The 21,982-nt window shown below is 31.7% G+C and carries 20 protein-coding genes; 8 read left to right on the top strand and 12 right to left on the bottom strand.

The features are described from left to right. The first annotated feature begins 10 nt into the window (after window positions 1–10). From ABD715_RS01775 to ABD715_RS01765, 3 genes are all read left to right on the top strand, one after another. Complete coding sequence (locus tag ABD715_RS01775) at window positions 11–931, top strand: PorP/SprF family type IX secretion system membrane protein (RefSeq protein ID WP_344786337.1); 921 nt, start codon at window positions 11–13, stop codon at window positions 929–931. Window positions 932–994: 63 nt separating this feature from the next. Further along, a complete protein-coding gene (locus tag ABD715_RS01770; RefSeq protein WP_344786335.1) occupies window positions 995–2,857 on the top strand; it encodes an OmpA family protein in 1,863 nt (620 codons plus the stop codon). Between the two features lie 46 nt (window positions 2,858–2,903). Next, the gene (locus ABD715_RS01765; RefSeq protein WP_344786333.1) at window positions 2,904–4,832 is read left to right on the top strand and encodes an OmpA family protein; all 1,929 of its coding nucleotides are present in this window, start codon (window positions 2,904–2,906) and stop codon (window positions 4,830–4,832) included. A gap of 213 nt (window positions 4,833–5,045) precedes the next feature. On the opposite strand, the gene ABD715_RS01760 is transcribed toward ABD715_RS01765, so the two are convergent. Together ABD715_RS01760 and pdxH are read right to left on the bottom strand one after the other, a co-directional pair. Beyond that, entirely contained in the window at window positions 5,046–5,540 is a 495-nt protein-coding gene (locus ABD715_RS01760) for a CAP domain-containing protein (protein WP_344786331.1), read from the bottom strand. A 161-nt stretch (window positions 5,541–5,701) separates the two neighbouring features. Further along, entirely contained in the window at window positions 5,702–6,349 is a 648-nt protein-coding gene (pdxH, locus tag ABD715_RS01755; protein WP_344786329.1) for a pyridoxamine 5'-phosphate oxidase, read from the bottom strand. A gap of 79 nt (window positions 6,350–6,428) precedes the next feature. Between pdxH and ABD715_RS01750 the strand changes: the two genes are divergently transcribed. Continuing rightward, on the top strand, window positions 6,429–6,842 hold the full coding sequence (locus tag ABD715_RS01750; protein WP_344786327.1) for a hypothetical protein: 414 nt from the start codon (window positions 6,429–6,431) through the stop codon (window positions 6,840–6,842). Here the strand turns inward: ABD715_RS01750 and ABD715_RS01745 are convergent. From ABD715_RS01745 to rpsA, 6 genes are all read right to left on the bottom strand, one after another. Continuing rightward, a complete protein-coding gene (locus ABD715_RS01745) occupies window positions 6,839–7,744 on the bottom strand; it encodes a ribonuclease Z (RefSeq protein ID WP_344786326.1) in 906 nt (301 codons plus the stop codon). The two genes, ABD715_RS01750 and ABD715_RS01745, sit on opposite strands and share 4 nt — an antisense overlap. Before the next feature lies 1 nt (window position 7,745). After that, entirely contained in the window at window positions 7,746–8,216 is a 471-nt protein-coding gene (locus tag ABD715_RS01740; protein WP_344786324.1) for a DUF3291 domain-containing protein, read from the bottom strand. A gap of 3 nt (window positions 8,217–8,219) precedes the next feature. Continuing rightward, window positions 8,220–8,552 carry a ribonuclease Z gene (locus tag ABD715_RS01735; protein WP_344786322.1) on the bottom strand — a complete coding sequence of 111 codons (333 nt, stop codon included), beginning with the start codon at window positions 8,550–8,552 and terminating at the stop codon, window positions 8,220–8,222. 3 nt (window positions 8,553–8,555) lie between these two features. Beyond that, window positions 8,556–9,485: an aspartate carbamoyltransferase catalytic subunit gene (locus ABD715_RS01730; RefSeq protein WP_344786320.1), complete on the bottom strand. Its 930-nt coding sequence runs from the start codon at window positions 9,483–9,485 to the stop codon at window positions 8,556–8,558. Between the two features lie 68 nt (window positions 9,486–9,553). Then, window positions 9,554–10,093 carry a bifunctional pyr operon transcriptional regulator/uracil phosphoribosyltransferase PyrR gene (gene pyrR, locus ABD715_RS01725; protein ID WP_344786318.1) on the bottom strand — a complete coding sequence of 180 codons (540 nt, stop codon included), beginning with the start codon at window positions 10,091–10,093 and terminating at the stop codon, window positions 9,554–9,556. Between the two features lie 166 nt (window positions 10,094–10,259). Next, window positions 10,260–12,092 (bottom strand): 30S ribosomal protein S1, encoded by a 1,833-nt coding sequence (gene rpsA, locus ABD715_RS01720; RefSeq protein WP_344786316.1) that lies wholly within the window; start codon window positions 12,090–12,092, stop codon window positions 10,260–10,262. 328 nt (window positions 12,093–12,420) lie between these two features. On the opposite strand from rpsA, the gene ABD715_RS01715 reads away from it, so the two are divergent. The 4 genes from ABD715_RS01715 to ABD715_RS01700 all read left to right on the top strand — a co-directional run bounded on the left by ABD715_RS01715 (window position 12,421) and on the right by ABD715_RS01700 (window position 16,636). Further along, a complete protein-coding gene (locus tag ABD715_RS01715; RefSeq protein ID WP_344786314.1) occupies window positions 12,421–12,795 on the top strand; it encodes a LysM peptidoglycan-binding domain-containing protein in 375 nt (124 codons plus the stop codon). A gap of 95 nt (window positions 12,796–12,890) precedes the next feature. Further along, a complete protein-coding gene (locus tag ABD715_RS01710) occupies window positions 12,891–14,066 on the top strand; it encodes a carboxypeptidase-like regulatory domain-containing protein (RefSeq protein WP_344786312.1) in 1,176 nt (391 codons plus the stop codon). Window positions 14,067–14,130: 64 nt separating this feature from the next. Further along, window positions 14,131–15,321, top strand: a complete 1,191-nt coding sequence (locus ABD715_RS01705) for a carboxypeptidase-like regulatory domain-containing protein (RefSeq protein WP_344786310.1) — start codon at window positions 14,131–14,133, stop codon at window positions 15,319–15,321. A 121-nt stretch (window positions 15,322–15,442) separates the two neighbouring features. Beyond that, window positions 15,443–16,636: a carboxypeptidase-like regulatory domain-containing protein gene (locus ABD715_RS01700; RefSeq protein WP_344786308.1), complete on the top strand. Its 1,194-nt coding sequence runs from the start codon at window positions 15,443–15,445 to the stop codon at window positions 16,634–16,636. A gap of 8 nt (window positions 16,637–16,644) precedes the next feature. On the opposite strand, the gene cmk is transcribed toward ABD715_RS01700, so the two are convergent. The 4 genes from cmk to ABD715_RS01680 all read right to left on the bottom strand — a co-directional run bounded on the left by cmk (window position 16,645) and on the right by ABD715_RS01680 (window position 21,980). Further along, a complete protein-coding gene (gene cmk / locus ABD715_RS01695; protein WP_344786306.1) occupies window positions 16,645–17,340 on the bottom strand; it encodes a (d)CMP kinase in 696 nt (231 codons plus the stop codon). Window positions 17,341–17,400: 60 nt separating this feature from the next. Beyond that, complete coding sequence (gene porQ / locus ABD715_RS01690) at window positions 17,401–18,420, bottom strand: type IX secretion system protein PorQ (protein ID WP_344786305.1); 1,020 nt, start codon at window positions 18,418–18,420, stop codon at window positions 17,401–17,403. A 99-nt stretch (window positions 18,421–18,519) separates the two neighbouring features. Then, window positions 18,520–20,316, bottom strand: a complete 1,797-nt coding sequence (locus ABD715_RS01685) for an alkaline phosphatase (RefSeq protein WP_344786304.1) — start codon at window positions 20,314–20,316, stop codon at window positions 18,520–18,522. Window positions 20,317–20,387: 71 nt separating this feature from the next. Continuing rightward, a complete protein-coding gene (locus tag ABD715_RS01680) occupies window positions 20,388–21,980 on the bottom strand; it encodes a RagB/SusD family nutrient uptake outer membrane protein (protein ID WP_344786303.1) in 1,593 nt (530 codons plus the stop codon). Window positions 21,981–21,982: the final 2 nt, after the last annotated feature.

The following is a 21,982-nucleotide window of genomic DNA, read 5'->3' as shown; positions in this document are numbered from 1 at the left end:
CAATTAACCTATGAAACTCTTAAAAAAGAACATAATCGCTATTGCGTTATTTAGCTGTACCGTCGGAATTGCCCAACAATTACCGCAATTTACACAGTATATGTATAACACAATCTCAATTAACCCTGCCTACGCAGGTAGTAGAGAAGCTTTAAGTGTAGTTGGGCTACATAGAAGCCAATGGGTAGGTTTTGACGGAGGTCCAATAACACAAACATTATCCATTCATACCCCATTAAGAAACGATAGAATTGGTTTAGGTTTATCTTTTATTGAAGACGACTTAGGGCCTCAAAACTTTTCATATTTATATGGAGACTTTTCATATTCAATTCCTACAGGTAGAGATGGTAAACTTGCTTTTGGTTTAAAAGCTGGGTTTACACAATATAGCTTAGATGCAGATTTTAGAGAATCTCAAAGTTTTGACCCCAATATATTAGGCGTAGAAGATAGATGGTCTCCAAATATCGGTGTTGGTGTTTATTGGAGTACAAATAAAATGTATTTAGGCCTTTCTACACCTAGAATACTTAATACAGATTATAACAAGACTAAAGAATATGAAGCCTTAGAGCGACTAAGCTATTATTTTACAGGTGGCTATGTATTCGATTTAAGTAAACGTTTAAAATTAAAACCAGCTTTTTTAGTTAAAGCAACAAATGGCGCACCACTATCTTACGATTTAACAGCCAATTTCTTGTTTAACGAGAAGTTTTGGCTAGGTGGTTCTTATAGAATTAACGAGTCTACAGCAGCCATTGGTGGCATTGCAGATTTTCAAGTATCAAGACAACTACGAATAGGTTACGCCTACGAAAAACCAACCTCAGAAATTAGAGCATATACTAGCGGAACTCATGAATTATTACTTATGTACGAATTCAAATTCTTAAGTTCTAAATTAAAATCTCCTAGATATTTTTAATTTTTTATTATGAAACTAAAAAAATACATATTAGTCTGTCTAGCTTTAATGCTAAACTTAATTATGTTTGCTCAACAAGGAAAACAAAAAAAGGCAGATACCCTATTTAGCAAATTTTCTTTTGTAAAAGCTGCTAAAATATACCGCGAATTAATTCAAGATAATTACAACAAAGATTATTCTACAAGACAATTAGCAGACTGCTATGCCCTGTTAAGAGATCCGCGAAATGCATCTAGATACTACAAATCTGTAGTTAAACAAGACAATGTTCCTGTAGAGTATTATTACCGTTATGCTCAATCTTTAAGAGGAACAAAAAAATATAAAGAATCTAGAGAATGGATGCAAACCTTTAAAGACTCTGGAGGTATAGCTAACACTGAAGATTTCGATAAAGACATCGATTTTATAACGCATGTGTTTAACGCCAAACAACAATATTTCTTATCTAGAATTAGGTTTAATACCAAATACAGCGACTTCGGTGCTTTTGAGCATGATAACAAAATATACTTTACTTCTTCAAGAGACGAAGGTGTAGCTATAAAACGTGTTTATGGTTGGAACGAACAACCCTTCTTAGACCTCTATGTAACAGACAAAGACCGAAAAAGACAAGTAGATTATTCTTCAAAAGTAAAAGGAGATGTAAACTCTATTTATCACGATGGCCCTGCGACCATTACCAACGACGGAAAAACAATGTATTTTTCTCGAAATAATGCTAACGAGTTAGGCAAAGTAACCGATAAAGAAGGCATAAGCAATATGAAAATTTACAGAGCGACTCTTAAAGATAGCATTTGGACAGATATTGAAGATTTATCGATAAATAATGTAGAATACTCTACCCAACATCCTGCTTTAAATAGAGATAATACTAAGTTATATTTTACATCGGATATGCCTGGAGGCTATGGCCAATCAGATATTTATTCTGTAGACATTAACCCTGATGGTACCTTAGGTACTCCTGAAAACTTAGGAGATATTGTTAACACAGAAAAAACAGAAGGCACACCATTTATTAATAACGAAGGCACTTTGTTTTATGCATCTGATGGGCATTTAGGCATTGGTCTTTTAGACATATATGCTACAATAACAGACGAAAACGATAAAATTGTAGATTATGTAAATTTAGGCGTACCAATTAACTCAAATAAAGATGATTTCTCCTTTTTTGCAAATGACGATGGTGTAACTGGTTATTTTTCATCTAACAGAAAAGGTGGACGTGGAGACGACGATATTTATGGGTTTTATAGAGTTCCTGTACTACACGTAAAAGGAGTGGTTACAGATGCTATTAATAGAAAACCTATTGCTAATTCTGTTATTAAATTATTTGACGATAAAGAAAATGAAATTGCCTATATGGTAACCGACGAATTTGGTTATTATGAAATTAATATAGACCGAAATAAAGACTATAAAATAGTTGGTAGTCAAAAGAAATACATTGACGATTATAGAGAATTTACATCAAAACATTTAAAAAGTGTAGAGTCAACCATAACTGCGAATTTAATTTTAAACCCTGTTCAAGACGTTATTGTCTTAGCCGAATTAAATAATATTTATTTTGATTACGACAAGCATAACATTAGAGAAGATGCTAAATTAGAACTTGATAAAATTGTAAAATTAATGACCAAAGAATACCCAGATATGGTTATTAGAATAGAATCTCATACAGATTCTAGAGGGTCACTCTCATACAACGACAGGCTATCTATAGACAGAGCCAATGCAACTTACGAGTATTTAGTAGCCAATGGTGTTGATGCTAAAAGAATAACAGAACATAAAGGTTTTGGAGAGCGCCAATTAACAAATGGTTGCGAAGATGGAGAAAAATGTGAAGAAGACGATCATCAATTAAATAGAAGAACTCAATTTATTGTTATAAAAATGGAATAAATTTCAAAACACAACCAACCAATTGTGTGTTAAAACATAAGACCCCATGAAATTAAAAAACTATTTAGTAATTTGTATTGCTTTTTGGGCTTCATTAAGTTTTGCTCAGCAAGGTTTACAAAAAAAAGCCGATAACTTATTTAATAAATTTTCTTTTGTTAAAGCTTCCGAAGCATATCGCGAATTAATAAATAAAAATTTTAATACAGATTATGCCACTAGGCAATTAGCAGATTGCTATGCATATTTAAGAAACCCAGATAGTGCAGTTGTATATTATAAAAAAGTTATAACTCAGCAAAACATTCCTGTAGCATATTACTATAAATACGCGCAGTCTTTAAGAGGTGTTAAAAATTATAAAGCCTCTCGAGAATGGATGAGAAAATTTAAGACTTTGGGTGGTGTTATAAATGAAAAACAACTTTCTAAAGATGCAAATTTTATAACATCTATATTTAATGCAAAACAACACTATTTCTTAAAAGACGTAAACTTTAATTCTAAATTAAGCGATTTTGGAGCCTTCGAGCACGACAGTAAAATATATTTTACATCGACAGCGAATAAAGGCGTGTCAATAAAACATCTTTATGGCTGGAACAACCAACCTTTTTTAGATATATATGCTACAGATAAAGGTAGCGACACAATTATCCATCATAAAGCCAAAGTAAAAGGCGATATAAATTCAACTTACCACGACGGACCTCTTACCTTATCAAAAGATGGAAAAACCATGTACTTTTGTCGCAACAATTACAACAAAAATATTGGTTTAAAAAAGGACAACAAAGGTGTAAGTAATTTAAAAATTTATAAATCTACTTTGGTAGATGATAAATGGATAAATGTAGAAGAGCTTAGCTTTAATAGCGACGACTATTCTGTAGGTCATCCAGCTTTAAATAATGATGGTACTAAACTATATTTTGCTTCGGATATGCCTGGAGGTATGGGTGGATCAGATATATATTATATAGATTTATTTGAGAATGGTTCTTTTGGTACTCCTGTAAACTTAGGGCCAATTGTAAACACAGATAAAAATGAATTGTTCCCTTTTGTTAATAGCGAAGATGTGCTATTCTTTTCGTCTGATGGACATTTAGGTTTAGGACTTTTAGACATATTTGGAACCGTCTCTGATAGAGAAAATAATATTGTAAGCATTTTAAATTTAGGAATTCCTGTTAACTCTAATAAAGATGATTTTTCTTTTTTTATGAATAATGATGGCCTCTCTGGATATATATCATCAAATAGAGACGATGGTTTAGGAGACGACGATATATATGCATACAATAGGATTTTACAACTTATAATTGAAGGCGTAGTAAGTAACTCTAAAACAAACAAACCTATTAACAAAGCACTTGTCTCTATTTTAGATAGTAATAAGAAAGAAATAGCTATATTAGAGAGTGACAGTACAGGCTACTACCAACTAAATATAGATAGAGATACAGATTATATTATTGATACAAAAAAAGAAGGTTACGAGGACAGAACACTACAAGTAACCTCTAAAAATATTGATGATAATGTATATAGTATTACAGCAGACATTATATTAAACCCCATTGCTAACAAAATAAAAGAACCAGAGCCTACTATTAAGCTCGATCCCATCTATTTTGATTACAATAAATATAACATTCGTGGAGACAGTAGCATAGAATTGGACAAAATTGCTCATTTAATGAAAAACAAGTATCCTAATATGGTTATAAAAATTGAATCTCACACAGATTCTAGAGGGCCTGCATCATATAACCTTAAACTATCTGCCCAACGTGCCAAATCTACCTACGAGTACTTAATTTCGAAAGGTATAGATGCTACTAGAATTGAGTCGCACAAAGGTTATGGCGAAGAGCAATTAATAAATAACTGCGATGGCACTATTAAATGTACAAATCAACAACATCAATTAAATAGACGTACCCAGTTTATGATTATAAAAATGAAATAAAATAACAAAGCACTAACCACCAATTTATTTTAAAACCACAAAAGAGCATTTCTTTTGTGGTTTTTACTTATATCCTATCTAGATACTAAAGACAATACTAGCTTAATCTAACGTTTATAGAATATCAATTTTAAAACATAACTAACAAAAACCAAAAAAGAACCTCTTAACCATAAGGCTACGAGATTCTTTTTTTTAAAATATATTTTAATATTACTTTTTAATAAAAATGTTTGTATAATACCATTTACCTTCTACGCCTTGTTCTGCAGAAATATCAAAGTTAGAAAAATCACCTTCAATATTTGCTTTATGTCCTTCACTCTTAATCCAAGCTTTAACAACAGACTCAGCAGATGTATAACCATAAGCTACATTTTCTGAAACCTTTTTTGCTCCAGCTTTAGCTTTTAAATAATCACTTCTAGTATAGAAATTATCATGCGATATCTCATTATTATCTATCATATAATCTGTATGACTATATGCTACAGACTTTACTACAGGCATTTCTTTAAGAGTATTAAGTCCAATAGACATCCTATGATCGTTAATAAGTTCAAGAATTTCTACTTCTATACTTTTTGCATCAAGTGTAGTTAAATTTAATTCTATAGCATCAGCTTTTTCATCAATACTATCTGTTGAACATGAAAAAGATAATATGGCAATTAATACCATTAACGGAAGTTTTGTAGGTAGTTTCATAGGTAAGTAGGTTTTAGGTTCTGTAAAATTAGGAGACTTACCTCAAATAAACGTTAATGAAATGTTAAAATCGACCAAAAACATGCATTTTATCGATACTTTATGTTTTTAATCGTTAAAATGCATTTTTAACAAAATAAAAAACGCGTTACAGCGTATTTTTAAGGAGATAAACGATCTATCTGCCAATTATAATCCGCTTGTAAAGCATAACGTACTCTATCATGTAACCTGTTTGGACGTCCTTGCCAAAATTCAATTTCAACAGGTTTAACAATATAACCTCCCCAAGAATCTGGTCGGTCTATATGCTTTCCTTCATACTTACTTTCTAGTTTTTTTAAACGTTCTTCTAAAACATTTCTAGAAGCTACTACCTCACTTTGGTTAGAAGCTAAGGCACCTAATTGGCTACCTCTTGGTCTAGACTCAAAATAACCATCGCTTAAATTACTTGGTAATTTTTCTGCTTTACCTTTAATTATAACTTGACGTTCTGCACCATGCCAAAAAAAAGATAAACATACATTGGGGTTGTTTTCTATAGCTTTACCTTTCTCGCTTGCGTAGTTAGTATAAAATATAAAACCTTCAAAAGTATATTTTTTAAGAAGTACTACCCTACTCTTAGGAAAACCATCTAACCCAAAAGTAGAAACAGTCATAGCGTTATTCTCATCTTCAGGAAAAAATTTATCTACCTCAAAAAACCATTTTTGAAATAACTCTATAGGATTTTCTGGTACATCTTTTATAAGCAACTCACTTTTTTCGTAAGATCTTCTATAATTACTTAAGTCTTTTTCCATTTTAACAATTTATTACAGATATATTAAAAAAAATACAAACATTACTTCTTATATTTGCACGATTTTCCACAAAGGTAGTATGAAATTTGAACAATCTAAATATTTTAAAACTATAAAACATTTTAAGTTGGTAATGCCATGGGGTAATTACTATTTATATGAAAAGTTTGTTGTTTCAGAACTAGATCATGGTATCCATTTTGATTGGGATAAAACAAAATTACTACTTAAGGAATTAATAGAGTTTTATGGAGATAATGCCAAAATTGGTTTTATATCAAACCGAGTTAATGCCTATTCTATAGATCCTCAAAATTGGTCTAAAGTTCAAAAAGAACATAATTTACTATTGGCGAGTGCAATTGTTATTTACAATTCTTCTACTTATTTAAATGCAACTTTAGAGAAACATTTTTCTAAAACTAGTATGAAACGCTGTAATTCTCTTGATGAGGCTGTTACTTGGATTACAGGTTTAAATGAGTTGAATTAAAACTCAAATACTTTTCCGTCTTCACTCAATTCCACATTATTAAAAACCTTTTTAGCTTCATCTTTAAAGGGCTTTAAATCGCCATAGCGTGTAGAATAGTGACCTAGCAATAATGTACCTACATTTGCCTTTTTAGCTATAATGGCTGCTTCTTTTGCTGTAGAATGTTTTGTTCTTGGTGCTAAATGAGCGTGTTGATCTAAAAACGTAGATTCATGATATAAAACATCTACATCTTTTATAATTGGCACTATGTCTTCTTTATAAACCGTGTCGCTGCAAAATGCATAACTTTGGGCTTTTTTACCTTTTTGTGTTACTTTTTTATGGTCTATTAATACGCCATCTTCATTCTCTACATCAAAGCCTTGCTTAAGTTTTCTATAATACGCCACATTAATATTAGCTTCTTTAACTGCTTCAATATCTATTTTAAGATCATGGGCTTTTTCTTTAAACAAATAGCCATTTGTATAAATTCTATGCTCTAACGGTATGGTATAAACCTCTACGGTATCATCTTCAAAAATTAATTCAGATTTATCTGAGGTTAACTCATGGAAATAAAGGTTATAATTTGTCCAAGAATCGGCTAACTTCATTTGAAGCGTTACTATTTCTTTAATGCCCTTAGGTCCATAAACATGTAAATCTGCTTCTCTTGTTAACAGCCTAAATGTAGATATTAAACCTACTAAACCAAAAAAGTGATCGCCATGTAAATGAGAAATAAAAACACGCTTAATTCTATTAAATTTAATTTTATGCTTGCGTAAATGCACTTGGGTACCTTCTCCACAATCAATTAAAAACATATTGTTATTAATCTCTAAAACTTGCGCAGTTGTGTTAGTTATAGCTCTTGGCGTTGCACTGTAACACCCTAATATTGATAGTTTCATATTATATAATTGGTGTGTAATTTATAGCATCCTTTACCGTAAATTTCTTTTTAAACCCAAAAGCATAAGGTGTATCGCCATGTTTATGTAAGTAATCTAAACGCTGTTTGGCATCTTTAAAAGTTGGTTTATAACCTTCTGGTGTATACCAAAAAGCCATATGCATTAATTTCATTTTGCTAAACCATTCTTTTTTTCGTTTAAAAATATCTACATGACCCGATTTATAAGTATAATTAAAAAGTGTGTCTAGATTTTCCCAAATCGACATATTTATTAATAAAGTATCATCTTCAAAAACTTGAGCAGCCACTTCTTTATCTTCATCTTTTAATCGCCAAATAAACCCTTCGTGCTTATCGGCTAAAGTATTAATTCTATCGACGTTATTTACAAAATCTTGCATAATAGGATCGTCTATGGGAGCTAACCGCTTGGCAATATTTACTTGAGATAAATGATAAACGCTCATAAATTATAACCCTAAATCGCGTTCCATGTCTTCCATCTCAATAATATCGTAAGCTTCTTGAAGCGTTGGTACTATAATAAGCTCGTCTAAAGTATCATCGAGATTAACTTTATTAGACACAATAACAAACGACTGGTTTGTGTTTCTATGCGTTTTAGATATTTGAAGAAATTCTACAACTTCATTACTCTTAATTTCTCCTAAAGATGTTAAATTAACAATAACATTGTTGTTTTTAAACTTAGGGTATAATGCTTCTATTTTCTTTACTAACTCTATAATAGTAGCCTTTTCTTGAGTAATAATGTAAATGTTTCCGTCTTGACTTAAAATCATAACTTATTGTTTTATTTTTGAAACTAATAAATAAATAACTGCCATTCTTACTGCCACACCATTTTGTACTTGGTCTAATATTATAGACTGTCCAGAATCTGCCACATCGCTAGTAATTTCTACCCCTCTATTTATAGGTCCTGGATGCATTATTGTAATCTCTTTATCTAATGAGTTTAATATCTCCATATTAACTCCAAATTGTTGTGTATATTCTCGTGTTGACGGGAAATAGCTTATATCCATACGTTCGTTTTGTACACGAAGCATATTTGCGACATCACACCAATTTAAGGCTTTACGCAAATTAGTTTCTACTTTTACTCCTAACTTATCTATATATTTAGGAATTAATGTTTTAGGGCCACAAACCATAACCTCTGCACCTTGTAATTGCAAAGCAAATATATTAGATAACGCTACTCTACTGTGCAAAATATCTCCAACAATAACAACTTTTTTGCCTTTAACCTCACCAAATTTTTCGCGTATAGAGTAAGAATCTAACAAAGCTTGTGTTGGGTGCTCGTGCGCTCCATCTCCTGCATTTACAATACTTGCATTTACATGCTTAGATAAAAATAATCCTGCGCCTGGGTTTGGATGACGCATAACAACCATATCTACTTTCATAGACAAAATGTTGTTTACGGTATCTATTAGTGTTTCGCCCTTTTTAACAGATGATTGAGCTGATGAAAAGTTAATAACATCTGCAGACAATCTTTTCTCTGCCAATTCGAAAGATAATTTTGTTCTGGTAGAATTTTCGAAAAAAAGATTTGCAATAGTTATGTCTCTAAGCGAAGGCACTTTTTTAATAGGCCTATTAATCACTTCTTTAAAATGATCGGCAGTTTCAAAAATAAGTTTAATATCTTCTTTGTTAAGATATTTAATTCCTAATAAGTGATTTACACTTAATTCGCTCATTCTTTTTAGTATTCAGATGGCAATTTTAAAATGCCTATTATTCTCTATTTTAGCTTCTAGCTAAATCATTATTTTTCTATTAAGTAAACTGCATCTTCGTTTTCATTTTCTTTCCAGTTTACTTTTACTTTTTCATTATTTATTACATCTACTTGTCTGCCTCTATAATTTGGCTGAATTGGCAAATGTCTGCTAAAACGCCTATCTATAAGCGTTAACAATTCTATTTCGTTGGGTCTTCCAAAAGATTGAATAGCTGTTAATGCTGCTCTTATGCTTCGGCCAGTGTATAAAACATCGTCTATAAACACAATATTTTTATCTTCTACAATAAAATTAATTTGTGTAGAGTTTGCCTCTAAAGGTTTATTGCTTCTTCTAAAATCATCTCTATAAAAAGTGATATCTAATTGCCCTAATTGAATATTTTTAACCTTGTAATCTTTTTCTAGAATAGCTGCTATTCTATTGGCTAAAAATACGCCACGTGGTTGCATACCTATTAATACGGTATTAGAAAAGTCGTGATGTTTTTCAATAAGTTGACAAGCCAATCGGTGAAGAATGATGTTTACCTCTTTTTCGTTAAGTAAAACTTTTTGACTCATATAGTATCCAAACGTATTCGGTAAGCAAAGGTAATGCAAAATTTTAAAAGTAGAAACATTAAATATACATCAGTTTAAGTAACTTTATAAGCCTAATAATAAATTTAGAGAATAAAAAAAGCCTTCAATTTCTTGAAGGCTTTAATTTTATAAATGATTTGAAAAATTATGCTTTCCCATCCATTTTATCTTTAAGAGCTTGTAAAGCATCATTAGCATCACCTAAAGTAGGTTTTGCTTCTGCAGCAGCACTAGCAGCTTTCTTAACAGCAGCTTTTACATTTGCAACTTCTTCTGCTTTAAATATTGCAGTATGCGAAGCAACTACACGTTTAAACTCTTTATTAAATTCGATAATTTTAAACTCAGCAGTTTCACCTTTCTTAAGTTTAGTTCCATCTTCTTTTTCTAAGTGACGAGATGGTACAAAAGCAACGATATCTTCGTTAAAAGTAACAGTTGCTCCTTTATCTACGATTTCAGTTATTTCTGATGTATGAACTGTTTCTAAAGCGAATTCAGTTTCATATTTATCCCATGGGTTCTCAGTTGTTTGTTTGTGACCTAAAGATAATTTACGTCCTTCAACATCTAACTCTATAACAACTACGTCTAATTTATCACCTACTGCACAGAACTCAGATGGGTGCTTAATTTTCTTAGTCCAAGATAAATCAGAGATATAAATTAATCCGTCAATTCCTTCTTCTAATTCAACAAAAACACCAAAGTTTGTAAAGTTACGTACAATACCTGTGTGCTTAGAACCTAATGGGTATTTAGCTGTAATATCTGTCCAAGGATCTTGAGATAATTGCTTAATACCTAATGACATTTTACGATCTTCTCTATCTAAAGTTAAGATTTGAGCCTCAACAACGTCTCCAACAGAAACGAAATCTTGAGCAGAACGTAAGTGTGTAGACCAAGACATTTCAGAAACGTGAATTAAACCTTCAACACCTTCTGCAACCTCGATAAATGCACCGTAATCTGCAATTACAACAACTTTACCTTTTACTTTATCACCAACTTTAACTTCTTCTGCAAGAGCTTCCCATGGGTGTTTAGATAATTGTTTAAGACCTAATTGGATTCTTGATTTGTTTTCATCAAAATCAAGGATTACAACATTTAATTTTTGATCTAACTCAACAATCTCATTTGGATGGTTAATTCTAGACCAAGAAAGATCTGTAATATGAACTAAACCGTCAACACCACCAAGGTCGATAAATACACCGTAAGAAGTAATGTTTTTAACAACACCTTCTAATACTTGACCTTTTTCTAATTGACCAATAATTTCTTTCTTTTGTTCTTCAATATCAGCTTCAATAAGTGCTTTATGAGAAACAACTACGTTTTTAAACTCATGGTTGATTTTCACAACTTTGAATTCCATAGTTTTATTTACATACTGGTCGTAATCTCTAATTGGTTTAACATCAATTTGAGAACCTGGTAAGAATGCTTCGATTCCGAAAACATCTACAATCATACCTCCTTTAGTTCTACATTTAACAAAACCATTTACTATTTCGCCAGTTTCGTGTGCTTTATTAACACGATCCCATGCTTTTATTACACGAGCTTTTCTGTGAGATAATACTAATTGACCTGTTGCATCTTCACGTACATCAATTAACACTTCTACTTTATCTCCAACTGCTAAGTTAGGATTGTAACGAAATTCGTTTAAAGAAATAACACCTTCAGATTTAGCGTTAATGTCGATAATTGCATCACGATCTGAGATGTGAACTACAGTACCTTCAACAACTTCATCATTAAGAGTGTCTACGAAATTTTCTGCTACTAATTTTTCAAATTCTTTAAGTTGTAAATCGTCAACCTCATCAATACCTTCTTGGTAATTGTGCCAGTTAAACTCTGCTAAGAATTTTTCAGGGTTTGCTTGCGCTTCAGATACTACTGGAGCTTCAACAGTTTTTGCTTCAGTTGCTTCAACCTCAGCTTGTTTTGCTTTTTCAGCCATTTAAATATTATTCTATATAATGTCTTGATTATTTTATCGCTTTAGCGACCTTTGTTTAGACATTACATTTTGTATTCTGCATGTTTAGGAAGATTTAAGCGTTTAACACACAGAAGCGTTATTTTTATTTTAGTTTAATTCCTTTTATCTTTCCTACAAATCGCTAAAAGGAGTGCAAAAATACACATTTTTAACAAATATCCCTAATTAGATGATATTATTTTAAAGTGTTGATTTATAGACCTCTAAATATATTATATTTTTTTTAAGCTAATTAATAGTCCTTTTGCTATATTTAATGAGTTAAATTTTAATAAAAAACAGCATTATGAGAGCAAAATACCAAGCAGTACTAGATTTAGGAGAGGCTTTAAGTATTAAAAACGGAGACGTTCAAGAAGAAAATGGCGTACTTAAAGTTTGGGGAACAGCAAAAACGCCTTACGAAAAAAACTTACTTTGGGATAAAATAAAAGAAATTGGAGGCGAAAACCCATCAGATATTATGGCTGATATAAAAGTGGAAGACGAATCTGTTTTTCACAGACATACCGTTAAAAGTGGAGAAACTTTAGGTAAAATAGCTGTTAAATATTATGGAAAAGCTTCTAATTATCAGGACATTTTTAAAGCAAACTCAGATATTTTAAAAAATCCTGACATTATTCATCCAGATCAAGAATTAATTATTCCAAACCTATAGAAACACATTTGTTCTAGTTTCTTGGACATTTTTCGTGGTAAATAAAAAACCTTGTATATATATTTACAAGGTTCTTTATTTATTAAAACTTATTTATGATTCACAACATTACTAAAACATTAAATCTTTTATTTTTAACCATTACATGCTTACTTCTTTTTTCGTTTTACAGCCACGCTCAACAAGACAATATTGAGCTAAGCGGTATTATTGTAGACCAAGCAAATTACCCTGTACCATATGTTGCCATAGGTATTATAGAAAAATACAAAGGCACCTCTAGTACAGAGGATGGAGAATTCTCTATGCTTATCTCTAAAAACGAATTGCAAGACAGTTTATCTATATCTAGCTTAGGATATGATGCTTTTAAAATTAAAGTTCAAGACTATTTAAACCAACCAGAAAAGAAAATCATTTTAAAAGAAAGTGTTGTCGAGATGAACGAAATAACACTTTTAAAACCTATAGATTACGTTTTAAATGCTTTAAAACAACTTAAAACTAACACTATTAGTACTCCGCATCAATTAGATATATTGTATAGACGAGCTGCTACAGAAGGTGGTAAATCTAAGTTTTTTGTAGAAAATTATATTAAAATTAGAGATAAAGGTTCTGCTTATCCGTTAGGAACTGTAGAAGTTGCTGAGGCAAGAAAATCTGCCGATTACAGAATTTGGAAAAGAAAACAATGGACTCACTCCATTAACTATATGGCTAGCGGAAACCCATTAAGGCCTAGTGACAAACAACCAAACTTAAAAAAGTTTAAATGGAAAAAAGTTGGAGATACCTCTTACGAAAACGAAGATGTTGTAATTGTTGAAGGTGTTGGCAAAGATAGTTGGAATAAAATTAAAATGTACATTGGCTTAGATACTTACAGTGTTTTTAGAATAGAAAGACAAAAATCTTTATATGTTTTTCAAAAACATAAAAGCGGGAAACTTTATTTAAGTTATTATGCCAACGAATGGGGATTTGGAAGAAATATGATTCCGCAGAAATACTGGAATACCGAAGCAGAAAAAATGAGCTACCGTTTAGAAGCTTTCGTATTAAACATAGAAACAGACAAAAAGAAAATAAGAGTTAGAGCTCGTGGAGGCGAAACCGATATGGGTTCTCAAGATTTACCATACAACCCTAATTTTTGGAAAACTTTAAGTACACCTCCAGATACTAAATTTTTTAAAAGAATTAAGAAAGAATTAGAAGGAAACTATGGTGTCCCATTAGAAAAACAATTCGACTTAGTAAATAAATAAGTTCTCTAAACAGTAAAAGCAATTTTATTTATTTACTCCAACTACTACTAATAAAAATACCCAAATGATTATATTAAAAATAAAAAACACCACAATTTTAAAACGCACATTTAAACTTTTTTTACTCGCATTATCTTTTTCTTTTTTAGCTTCTGCTCAAGATAAAATAGAGGTAAAAGGAATTATTTTAGACGAAACTAAATACCCTGTACCTTATGTTGCAGTAGGTATTGTAAAAAAATACATAGGTACTGCAAGTACTGAAGATGGCGAATTTTCTTTTTTTATAACTAAAAACGAGCTTCAAGACTCTTTATCTATTTCTAGTTTAGGTTTTGACCCTTTTAAAGTTAAAGTAGCAGATTTTTTAAAACAAGAAAAGCAAGAAATTATTTTAAAAGAAACAATTACAGAGCTTAACGCTATTACATTATTAAAGCCTAGCGATTATATATTAAACGCTTTAAAAAGTCTAAGAGATAATACGATTAGCACACCTCATAAAATAGAAATACTGTATAGAGGTGCTGCATCAGAAAACGGTAAATCCAAATTCTTTGTAGAAAACTATATAAAAATTAAAGATCGCGGACCCGCTTACCCTCTAGGAACTATAGAAGTGGCCGAGGCTAGAAAATCTGCAGATTACAGGTATTGGAAAAGAACACAATGGAGACACTCTATTGTAGGGGCTTTTGAGGTAAACCCATTAAGACCAGGAAATTCTCAGCATTCTAGAAATTTAAAAAAGTTTAAATGGTCTAAAATTGGCGACTCGTCTTACGAAGGAGAAGATGTTGTAATTTTAGAAGGCAAAAACCCTAAAAAGGCATGGGAAAAAATGAAATTTTATATTGGTATAGATTCTTACAAAGTATACCGCATAGAAAGAGGTAACTCGCTATACATTTACAAAAAACATAAAACAGGTAAAATGGTTTTAAGTTACACTAAAGGTGAGTGGCGTTTTCCTAAAGACAAAATACCAAAACAATATTTAGGAACTCCAGGAGAAACCTTAGAATATAAAAGAGAAGGATTTGTTTTAAATGTAGAAACAAATAAAAAGAAAATTAAGGTAAAACCCTTTGGAGTAGAAAAAGATATGGGTAGTATAGAGTTACCTTACAACCCTGTTTTTTGGCAAAATTTAAACATGCCACCAGACACTAAATTCTTCAAAAAAATAAAAAAACAATTAGAAGGCAACTACGGTGTACCTCTAGAAAAACAATTTGAATTAGTAAATAAATAAACCAAAATAGTTAAAAGCAGACAAGTTTTAGAGTATTAATGAGTAATTACAAACAATAATTTACTATAAATTTATTGCTTCTAATAACTAAGAACAACTAATCTAAAAAAGAGAACGATACATGATTATTAATAGAAATCGAACTAAAGCCTCATTCTTAAAAAACTCCTGTTTTGCAATTTTATTAATTGTTACAGCATTTACAACGTCTATTTCTGCGCAAGAAAAAATAGAAGTGAAAGGTATTATTTTAGACGAATCTAACTTTCCTATACCATACACAGCTGTTGGTATTGTAGAAAAATACATTGGTACATCGAGTACAGAAGATGGTGAATTTTCGTTTTTAGTAAGTAAAAACGAATTGCAAGATTCTTTATCCATATCTAGTTTAGGATATAACCCATTTAAAATTAAAATTGAAGACTATTTAAATCAAGAGAAAAAAGAAATTGTTTTAATAGAAAGCACAACAGAACTTGACGCTGTAAAAATTTTAGCTCCTGGAGAATATGTAAACCTAGCCATTAAAAACCTTAAAAACAATACCATTACAAGTCCACACCAGGTAGAAATGCTATATCGAAGTGCAACCACAGAAAATGGTAGTGCTAAATATTTAGTAGAAAATTATATTAAAATTAAAGCACGTGGCTTAGGCTCTTATTTTGGACCAATGCAAATTGCAGAGTCTAGAAAATCTGCAGATTATAGAATATGGAAACCAAATCTTAGATGGCACTCTATAAATGCTCTTGCTCAATTAAATCCTTTTAGACCTAATGATTCTCAACATTCAAGAAATATAAAAAAATTCATCTGGAAAAAAACAGGCGACTCGTCTTACGAAGGTGAAGACGTTGTTATTTTAGAAGGAAAAAATCCAAAAATGAAATGGGAATCTATAAAGTTATACGTTGGTGTAGACAGTTATAAAGTATACAGAATTGAAAGAGGAAAAACCTTATATATTTATAAAAAACACCAAAGCGGTAAATTGGTTTTAAGTTACTATAAGCACGATTGGCATCTATCGAAAGATAGAATAGACATGGCATATAGAAAACATATTAAAGAAACACACTTTAAAGCCGAAGCTTTTGTTTACAAAGTAATTACTAATAAAAAGCAAATAAGGGTTTCTCCTTACGGAATAAACTTAGATATAGGCATGGATAACTTGCCATATAAAAAGGTATTTTGGGACAATTTAAGTGCGCCCCCAGATACTAAATTTTATAAAAAAATAAAGGATGGTTTAGAAGGGCAATTTGGCGTGCCTTTAGAAAAACAATACTTATTGGTTAATAAATAGTATCGAGCTTATTCTAAGCCTTCAACTGTCATAATAGCTAGTTGTAATACTTTACTAAATTGCTCGTCTTTTGTCATATTAGAGTTGTCAATCTCTATGGCGTCATCAGCTTTAACCAAAGGCGAGTCTTTTCTTGTTGTATCAATATAATCTCGATCTACAACGTTTTTTAAAACAGCTTCATAAGTAACACTATCGCCACGCTCTGTAAGTTCGTTATAACGTCGAGTAGCTCTTTTTTCTGCAGAAGCGACCATAAATAATTTTAATTCAGCATCAGTAAACACAACGGTGCCAATATCTCTTCCATCCATAACAACACCTTTGTCTTTACCCATTTGTTGCTGTTGCTCAACAAGCTGCTCTCTAACCTCTGACACTGCTGCTATTTTACTAACAAAACCAGAAACCTCTAATGTTCTAATTTGTTTTTCAATATTATTACCATTTAAATACACTTCTGCAAAACCTAAAGCTTCGTTAAATTTAAAGCTTATATTTATTTTATTTAATTGATAAATTAATGCTTCTTTATTAAAATCGGTTTCTGTAATTAAGCCATTTTGCATGGCGTAAAACGTAACCGCTCTATACATAGCGCCCGAGTCTACATATACATAACCTAAATGCTTTGCTAGTTGCTTTGCTACTGTGCTTTTACCTGTAGAAGAATATCCGTCTATTGCGATAGTAATTTTACCCATTAGTTTTTTTATATTGAAAGGCTCAAAATTACTTAAATAGTATTTAAGATAAAAGGCTATTTATTGTAAATCTATTTGAAGTCCGAAGAAGCTAGAATTTGCTGCACTCGTATATTTAGCATGCGTGTAACTAAATCTCATTTTATTTAACTTTATTGAAAAACCAGCAGAAATACCAGAAAAATTACGCTCATCTACAATACGTAACTCCTCGCCTCTCCTAAAATTATAACCAACTCTTATATTAAAACCCTTTTCTGGAAACAACTCTGCGCCTAATATTGTGTGACGAATAACCTGCCCCAAAAACCCAACTTTTTCTTCGGATTGATTTCCGCTTAAATCGCTAGTTACGCGTGCTGGATTAGGCTTTGCGATTGGCCAATCTTGAAGATTCTCGAAAGTAACATGCCAACGTATTGGCACATGCTCTAGTGTTTGAGACATACCAAACGCTATTTCGAAAGGTAATTTTTCTCTTAAACCTGCATAAGTTGTTATTTGAGTTCCTAAATTTCTAACTACCAATGCAGCATTAAAATCTAAATATTCGTCTATATAAATTACACTAAAATCTGTTGCTACACCAAACGAATTATATTGCTCTAATTTTGATGATATTAATTTAGCATTGGCACCAAAATAAAAATCTGAATAGCCTATTTGTGTAGCATAGCCAAAAGAAAGTGCTGCTTCGTTACCTGTAAAGGTACCTGTGCGGTTTCCGGTTTCGTCGTAACCTTCAAAATCGCCATAATTAATATAGGTTATTCCAGCATGAAATGTTTGTGTACGCCTATCTACCGTATACGCATAAGCTGCTGTACCATAACTAATACCACCTAAATAATTGGTGTAATTTACTGCCAATTGATTATCCATATCAATATTTATGGTAGCAGGATTATACAAAGCCTGAGTAACATCGTAATCTACATTTGTTAATACTTTACCACCCAATGCTGCTTGACGTGGAGACGACACCAAATTTAAAAACTGGTATGTAGCCTCTCCTCCAACCTGAGCACTAGTTATAACACTAGATAACAAACAAAAAAGTGCAATAATTTTCTTTAACATATAGCGTACAAAGTAACTAAATCTATCTTAAAACGCTGTTATATATTATTTATTTTATTGCACCTTTATATCATGAAATAAGAAAAAAAAGAAATTTTTCTAATTTACATTTAATACTTCTATAATTTTATGAAACACCTCGTTGTTCTCGTAAACACCTGTAAACTTTTTAGCTTGGGCGCCATAGGCAAAAATTGGTACCATAACAGCGGTGTGGTCGTGTGTAGAAAAATCGCCTTCAATAGTATGATCGTCTAAATCTCCATTAGGAATACTAAAACCAGATGTTTCATGATCTGCTGTTATTAACACTAAAGTATCTTCATTTTCTTCAGCATATTTAATAGCTTCGGTAATAGCTCTATCAAAATCTATGGTTTCTGATATAACACCCGCTGTATCGTTTTCGTGCCCAAAAGAATCGATTTGCGCCGACTCAATCATTAAAAAAAATGGTTTTTGCTGACGCTTAAAATAGGCTAAACTCTTACTAGTTGCTTCTGCTAATAAATTACCGCGCCCTTTTAAAACAGATAAAGGCTTACCTTTAGAAATAAAAACACCCACTTTTTTATTTGTATCGCTATTAAAAGACTTTAAATCTGAATGCAGGTCAAACTTGGTGTTTAGTTTTACCGATTTAAAATCGTTTGAGCCACCTCCTATAAATAAAGATAATTTAGATTTTAATAACTCTTGCGCAATTGCATTACTATAATCTCTATCGCTTTGATGCGCGTAGAAAGCAGAAGGTGTTGCGCCCGTCATTTTATCGGTTGTAATACATCCTGTTAAAAAACCTTTAGCATCTAAAAGCTCTGTTATGTTTTTAATAGCTTTTCCATTTATATCTACACCAATTGCTCTGTTATTTGTTTTCTCGCCTGTTGCCAATGCTGTGCCTGCAGCTGCAGAATCGGTTACAAAATCGTCTGCCGATTGTGTTTTAATTAAACCAATATGGCTTAACTGAGTTAATGTTAACTGCCCAAAATTAGCTAACACCGCAGATGATATTTGAGACAATCCATTTCCATCTCCAATTAATAAAACAACGTTTTTAACAGGTACTTTACTTCCGTCGTTTTTAAAAGAGGGCTTATAAACATTAGAAAAAACATTAGAAGTGTACGTACGATTTAACAATGTTTTTAAATAATTTTGACATTTAAAAGGCATATCTGTATTAATAAAATCTACACCCATGTCTGTAAAACGTTTCCATGCGGTTTTAGAATCTGGCGTGCCCCAAAAACGAAATGGTTTTTGTAAAGTTTTGGCTTTTGCTATAACTGCTTTAACACGTTTTTCGTCGTCGTGTGTTAGTCTTCCTTTACCATTCCATACAGAATACGCTTTAAAATCTACACTTGTAAACGCTACTTTTTCTAGTATTTTGCTTGTAAACTTTTGGTTTACATCTTGATTATCAAAATAAATATAATCTGGATAATTTACATATTTATCGGTATGAGGTCTATTACCAGAAATTACAATTTTTATTTTTTTATTCTGAATAATATCAGGGTATTGCTTTAATGTTTTTATTAAAGATTTTAATGTTGAAATAGCTTCAGATTTAACATCAAACATTAAATACAGCTGATTAAATGTATTTATTTTTAGCTGTAATGCCTTTTTAAGCGGTTCTAGGTATAAGCTCTTAACCGTTCTACCTTCAATAATTTCTTTTTCTGTGTGGCAAACAAAAAGTTTATTATCTTTAAAAAAAACATCGACTTCTATAGAATTTGCACCACTAGAAAAGGCAGACCAAAATGGCGAATTTTGCAAATAATCGTTATGAGAATGAACAATATAACTAGACTTATTTTGCGAAAAGCTTAATTGAAAAAATATAAGAAAAATATAAAATATTATGATTTTGTGTGACATAAAATATAACTAATTAAAAAAAGATGCTGCCAAATGGCAGCACCCTTTCGGACTAAAAAACAATAAAAAAACTACCAATCTTTATTTTGAGGAATTCCCGAAGATTCTATCGATCTATTTGGAATTGGCCAAACATGCATAACATTTGGATTAAATGTTCGTGCAGGCCAAATCTCTTCTACTGTATAAGGCGAATCTGGGTTAGACCTATCTGTATGTATTCTACCATGTAAAGGTTTTGCATAGGTTGCTTGTGCATCGCCCCATCTTACTAAATCGAAATGCCTGTTAGCAAATTCTCCTGCTAATTCTACACGTCTTTCGTGTTTTAAATCGTCCATAGTTGCATTTACAATAGGCGCCAAACCTGCTCTATCTCTAACTAGATTTAAAGGTGCATCTCCATTTTTACCTTGCATAATTAAAGCTTCTGCTTTTATTAAAAGAATTTCGGCATAACGCATTAATGGCACATTATAATCTGTAGTAGGGTTATCTCCATTAGAGTTAACAAGGTTTCCTACAGCGTCTGCAAACTGAAACTCGTACATGTATTTATTAAATTGAAACCCTGACAAAGAATTCTCTGACTGATACCTTCTAGTTTCTCCAAAAAACTGGAATTCGTCTCCAAATTTTAAAACAGTTACTGCACGTCTTGCATCTGTATCTTCGAACTCATCATATAATTCTGCTGTTGGCTGAAAATACCCCCAACCATTGTATTTACCCCAACCTTTGTTTTCTAACATAACACCAGATAAAATGCTTCCGCCTTCTTCGCTAGAATTTACAGACCAAAGGTATTCGCTACCCCATTCGTTTACAGAGCTGTGTAGCATTCTGTAATCGGTACTTGGGTTATCTGTATCTAATAAAGCTCTACCAGATCCTGAGTTTGCAACAGCATCTGCATAGATAACCGCATCTGCATATTTTGTATTATCGTGTTGCGCCCAATATAAATAGGTTTTCGCTAAGTATGCCAAAGCAGCATCTTTATGCGCTCTACCATAATCTGCTGTATCAAGATTTGTAAATAATGGTAACAAATCTGCAGCCATTTTTAAATCTTCAACTATTTGTGCATAATTTTCTGTTACGCTTGCAGGTCGAGAAAAACTACCTGCAGGATTATTCATATTCTCCACAGTAATAATTGGCACGCCTCCATTTTCTCCATCATCTCCATAAGTATGTGCTACCCAAAATGCACTAAAACCACGCATAAAATAAGCTTCGCCTAAAACTTTATTTTTTACAGCATCTGAAATGTCCATGCTTGGTACATTTGCTAAAATAGCATTTGCTCTTCTTATTACTTTGTAATTATCTACATACATAGCATTAAAAGCGCCTTCGTCTCCTGTTAGGTTAAAATTCTTTGCATTATCTGCGTAAGACTTTATTCTTCCTGTAATCATATCATCTGATGCATTCATGTACCAGAAAAAACCACGACCAAATACATTTTGAGATTTCATCTCTACATATAAACTATTTGCTGCCTCTTCTGCATCTTGTTCTGAACTCCAAAAATTACCTGAAGACACACTACCAATTGGCTCTAAATTTGTAAAATCATCAGAGCAAGAAACTGCTCCTAAACTTGCCACTAAAGTAAATAGCGAAACCATTGCTGATTTTATTATTGTATTTTTCATTT

Origin of the sequence: Postechiella marina (assembly GCF_039538365.1) — a bacterium.
Taxonomy (GTDB): domain Bacteria; phylum Bacteroidota; class Bacteroidia; order Flavobacteriales; family Flavobacteriaceae; genus Postechiella; species Postechiella marina.
Note: the sequence above shows the minus strand (reverse complement) of the source record. Positions and strands in the feature narration are given on the sequence as shown.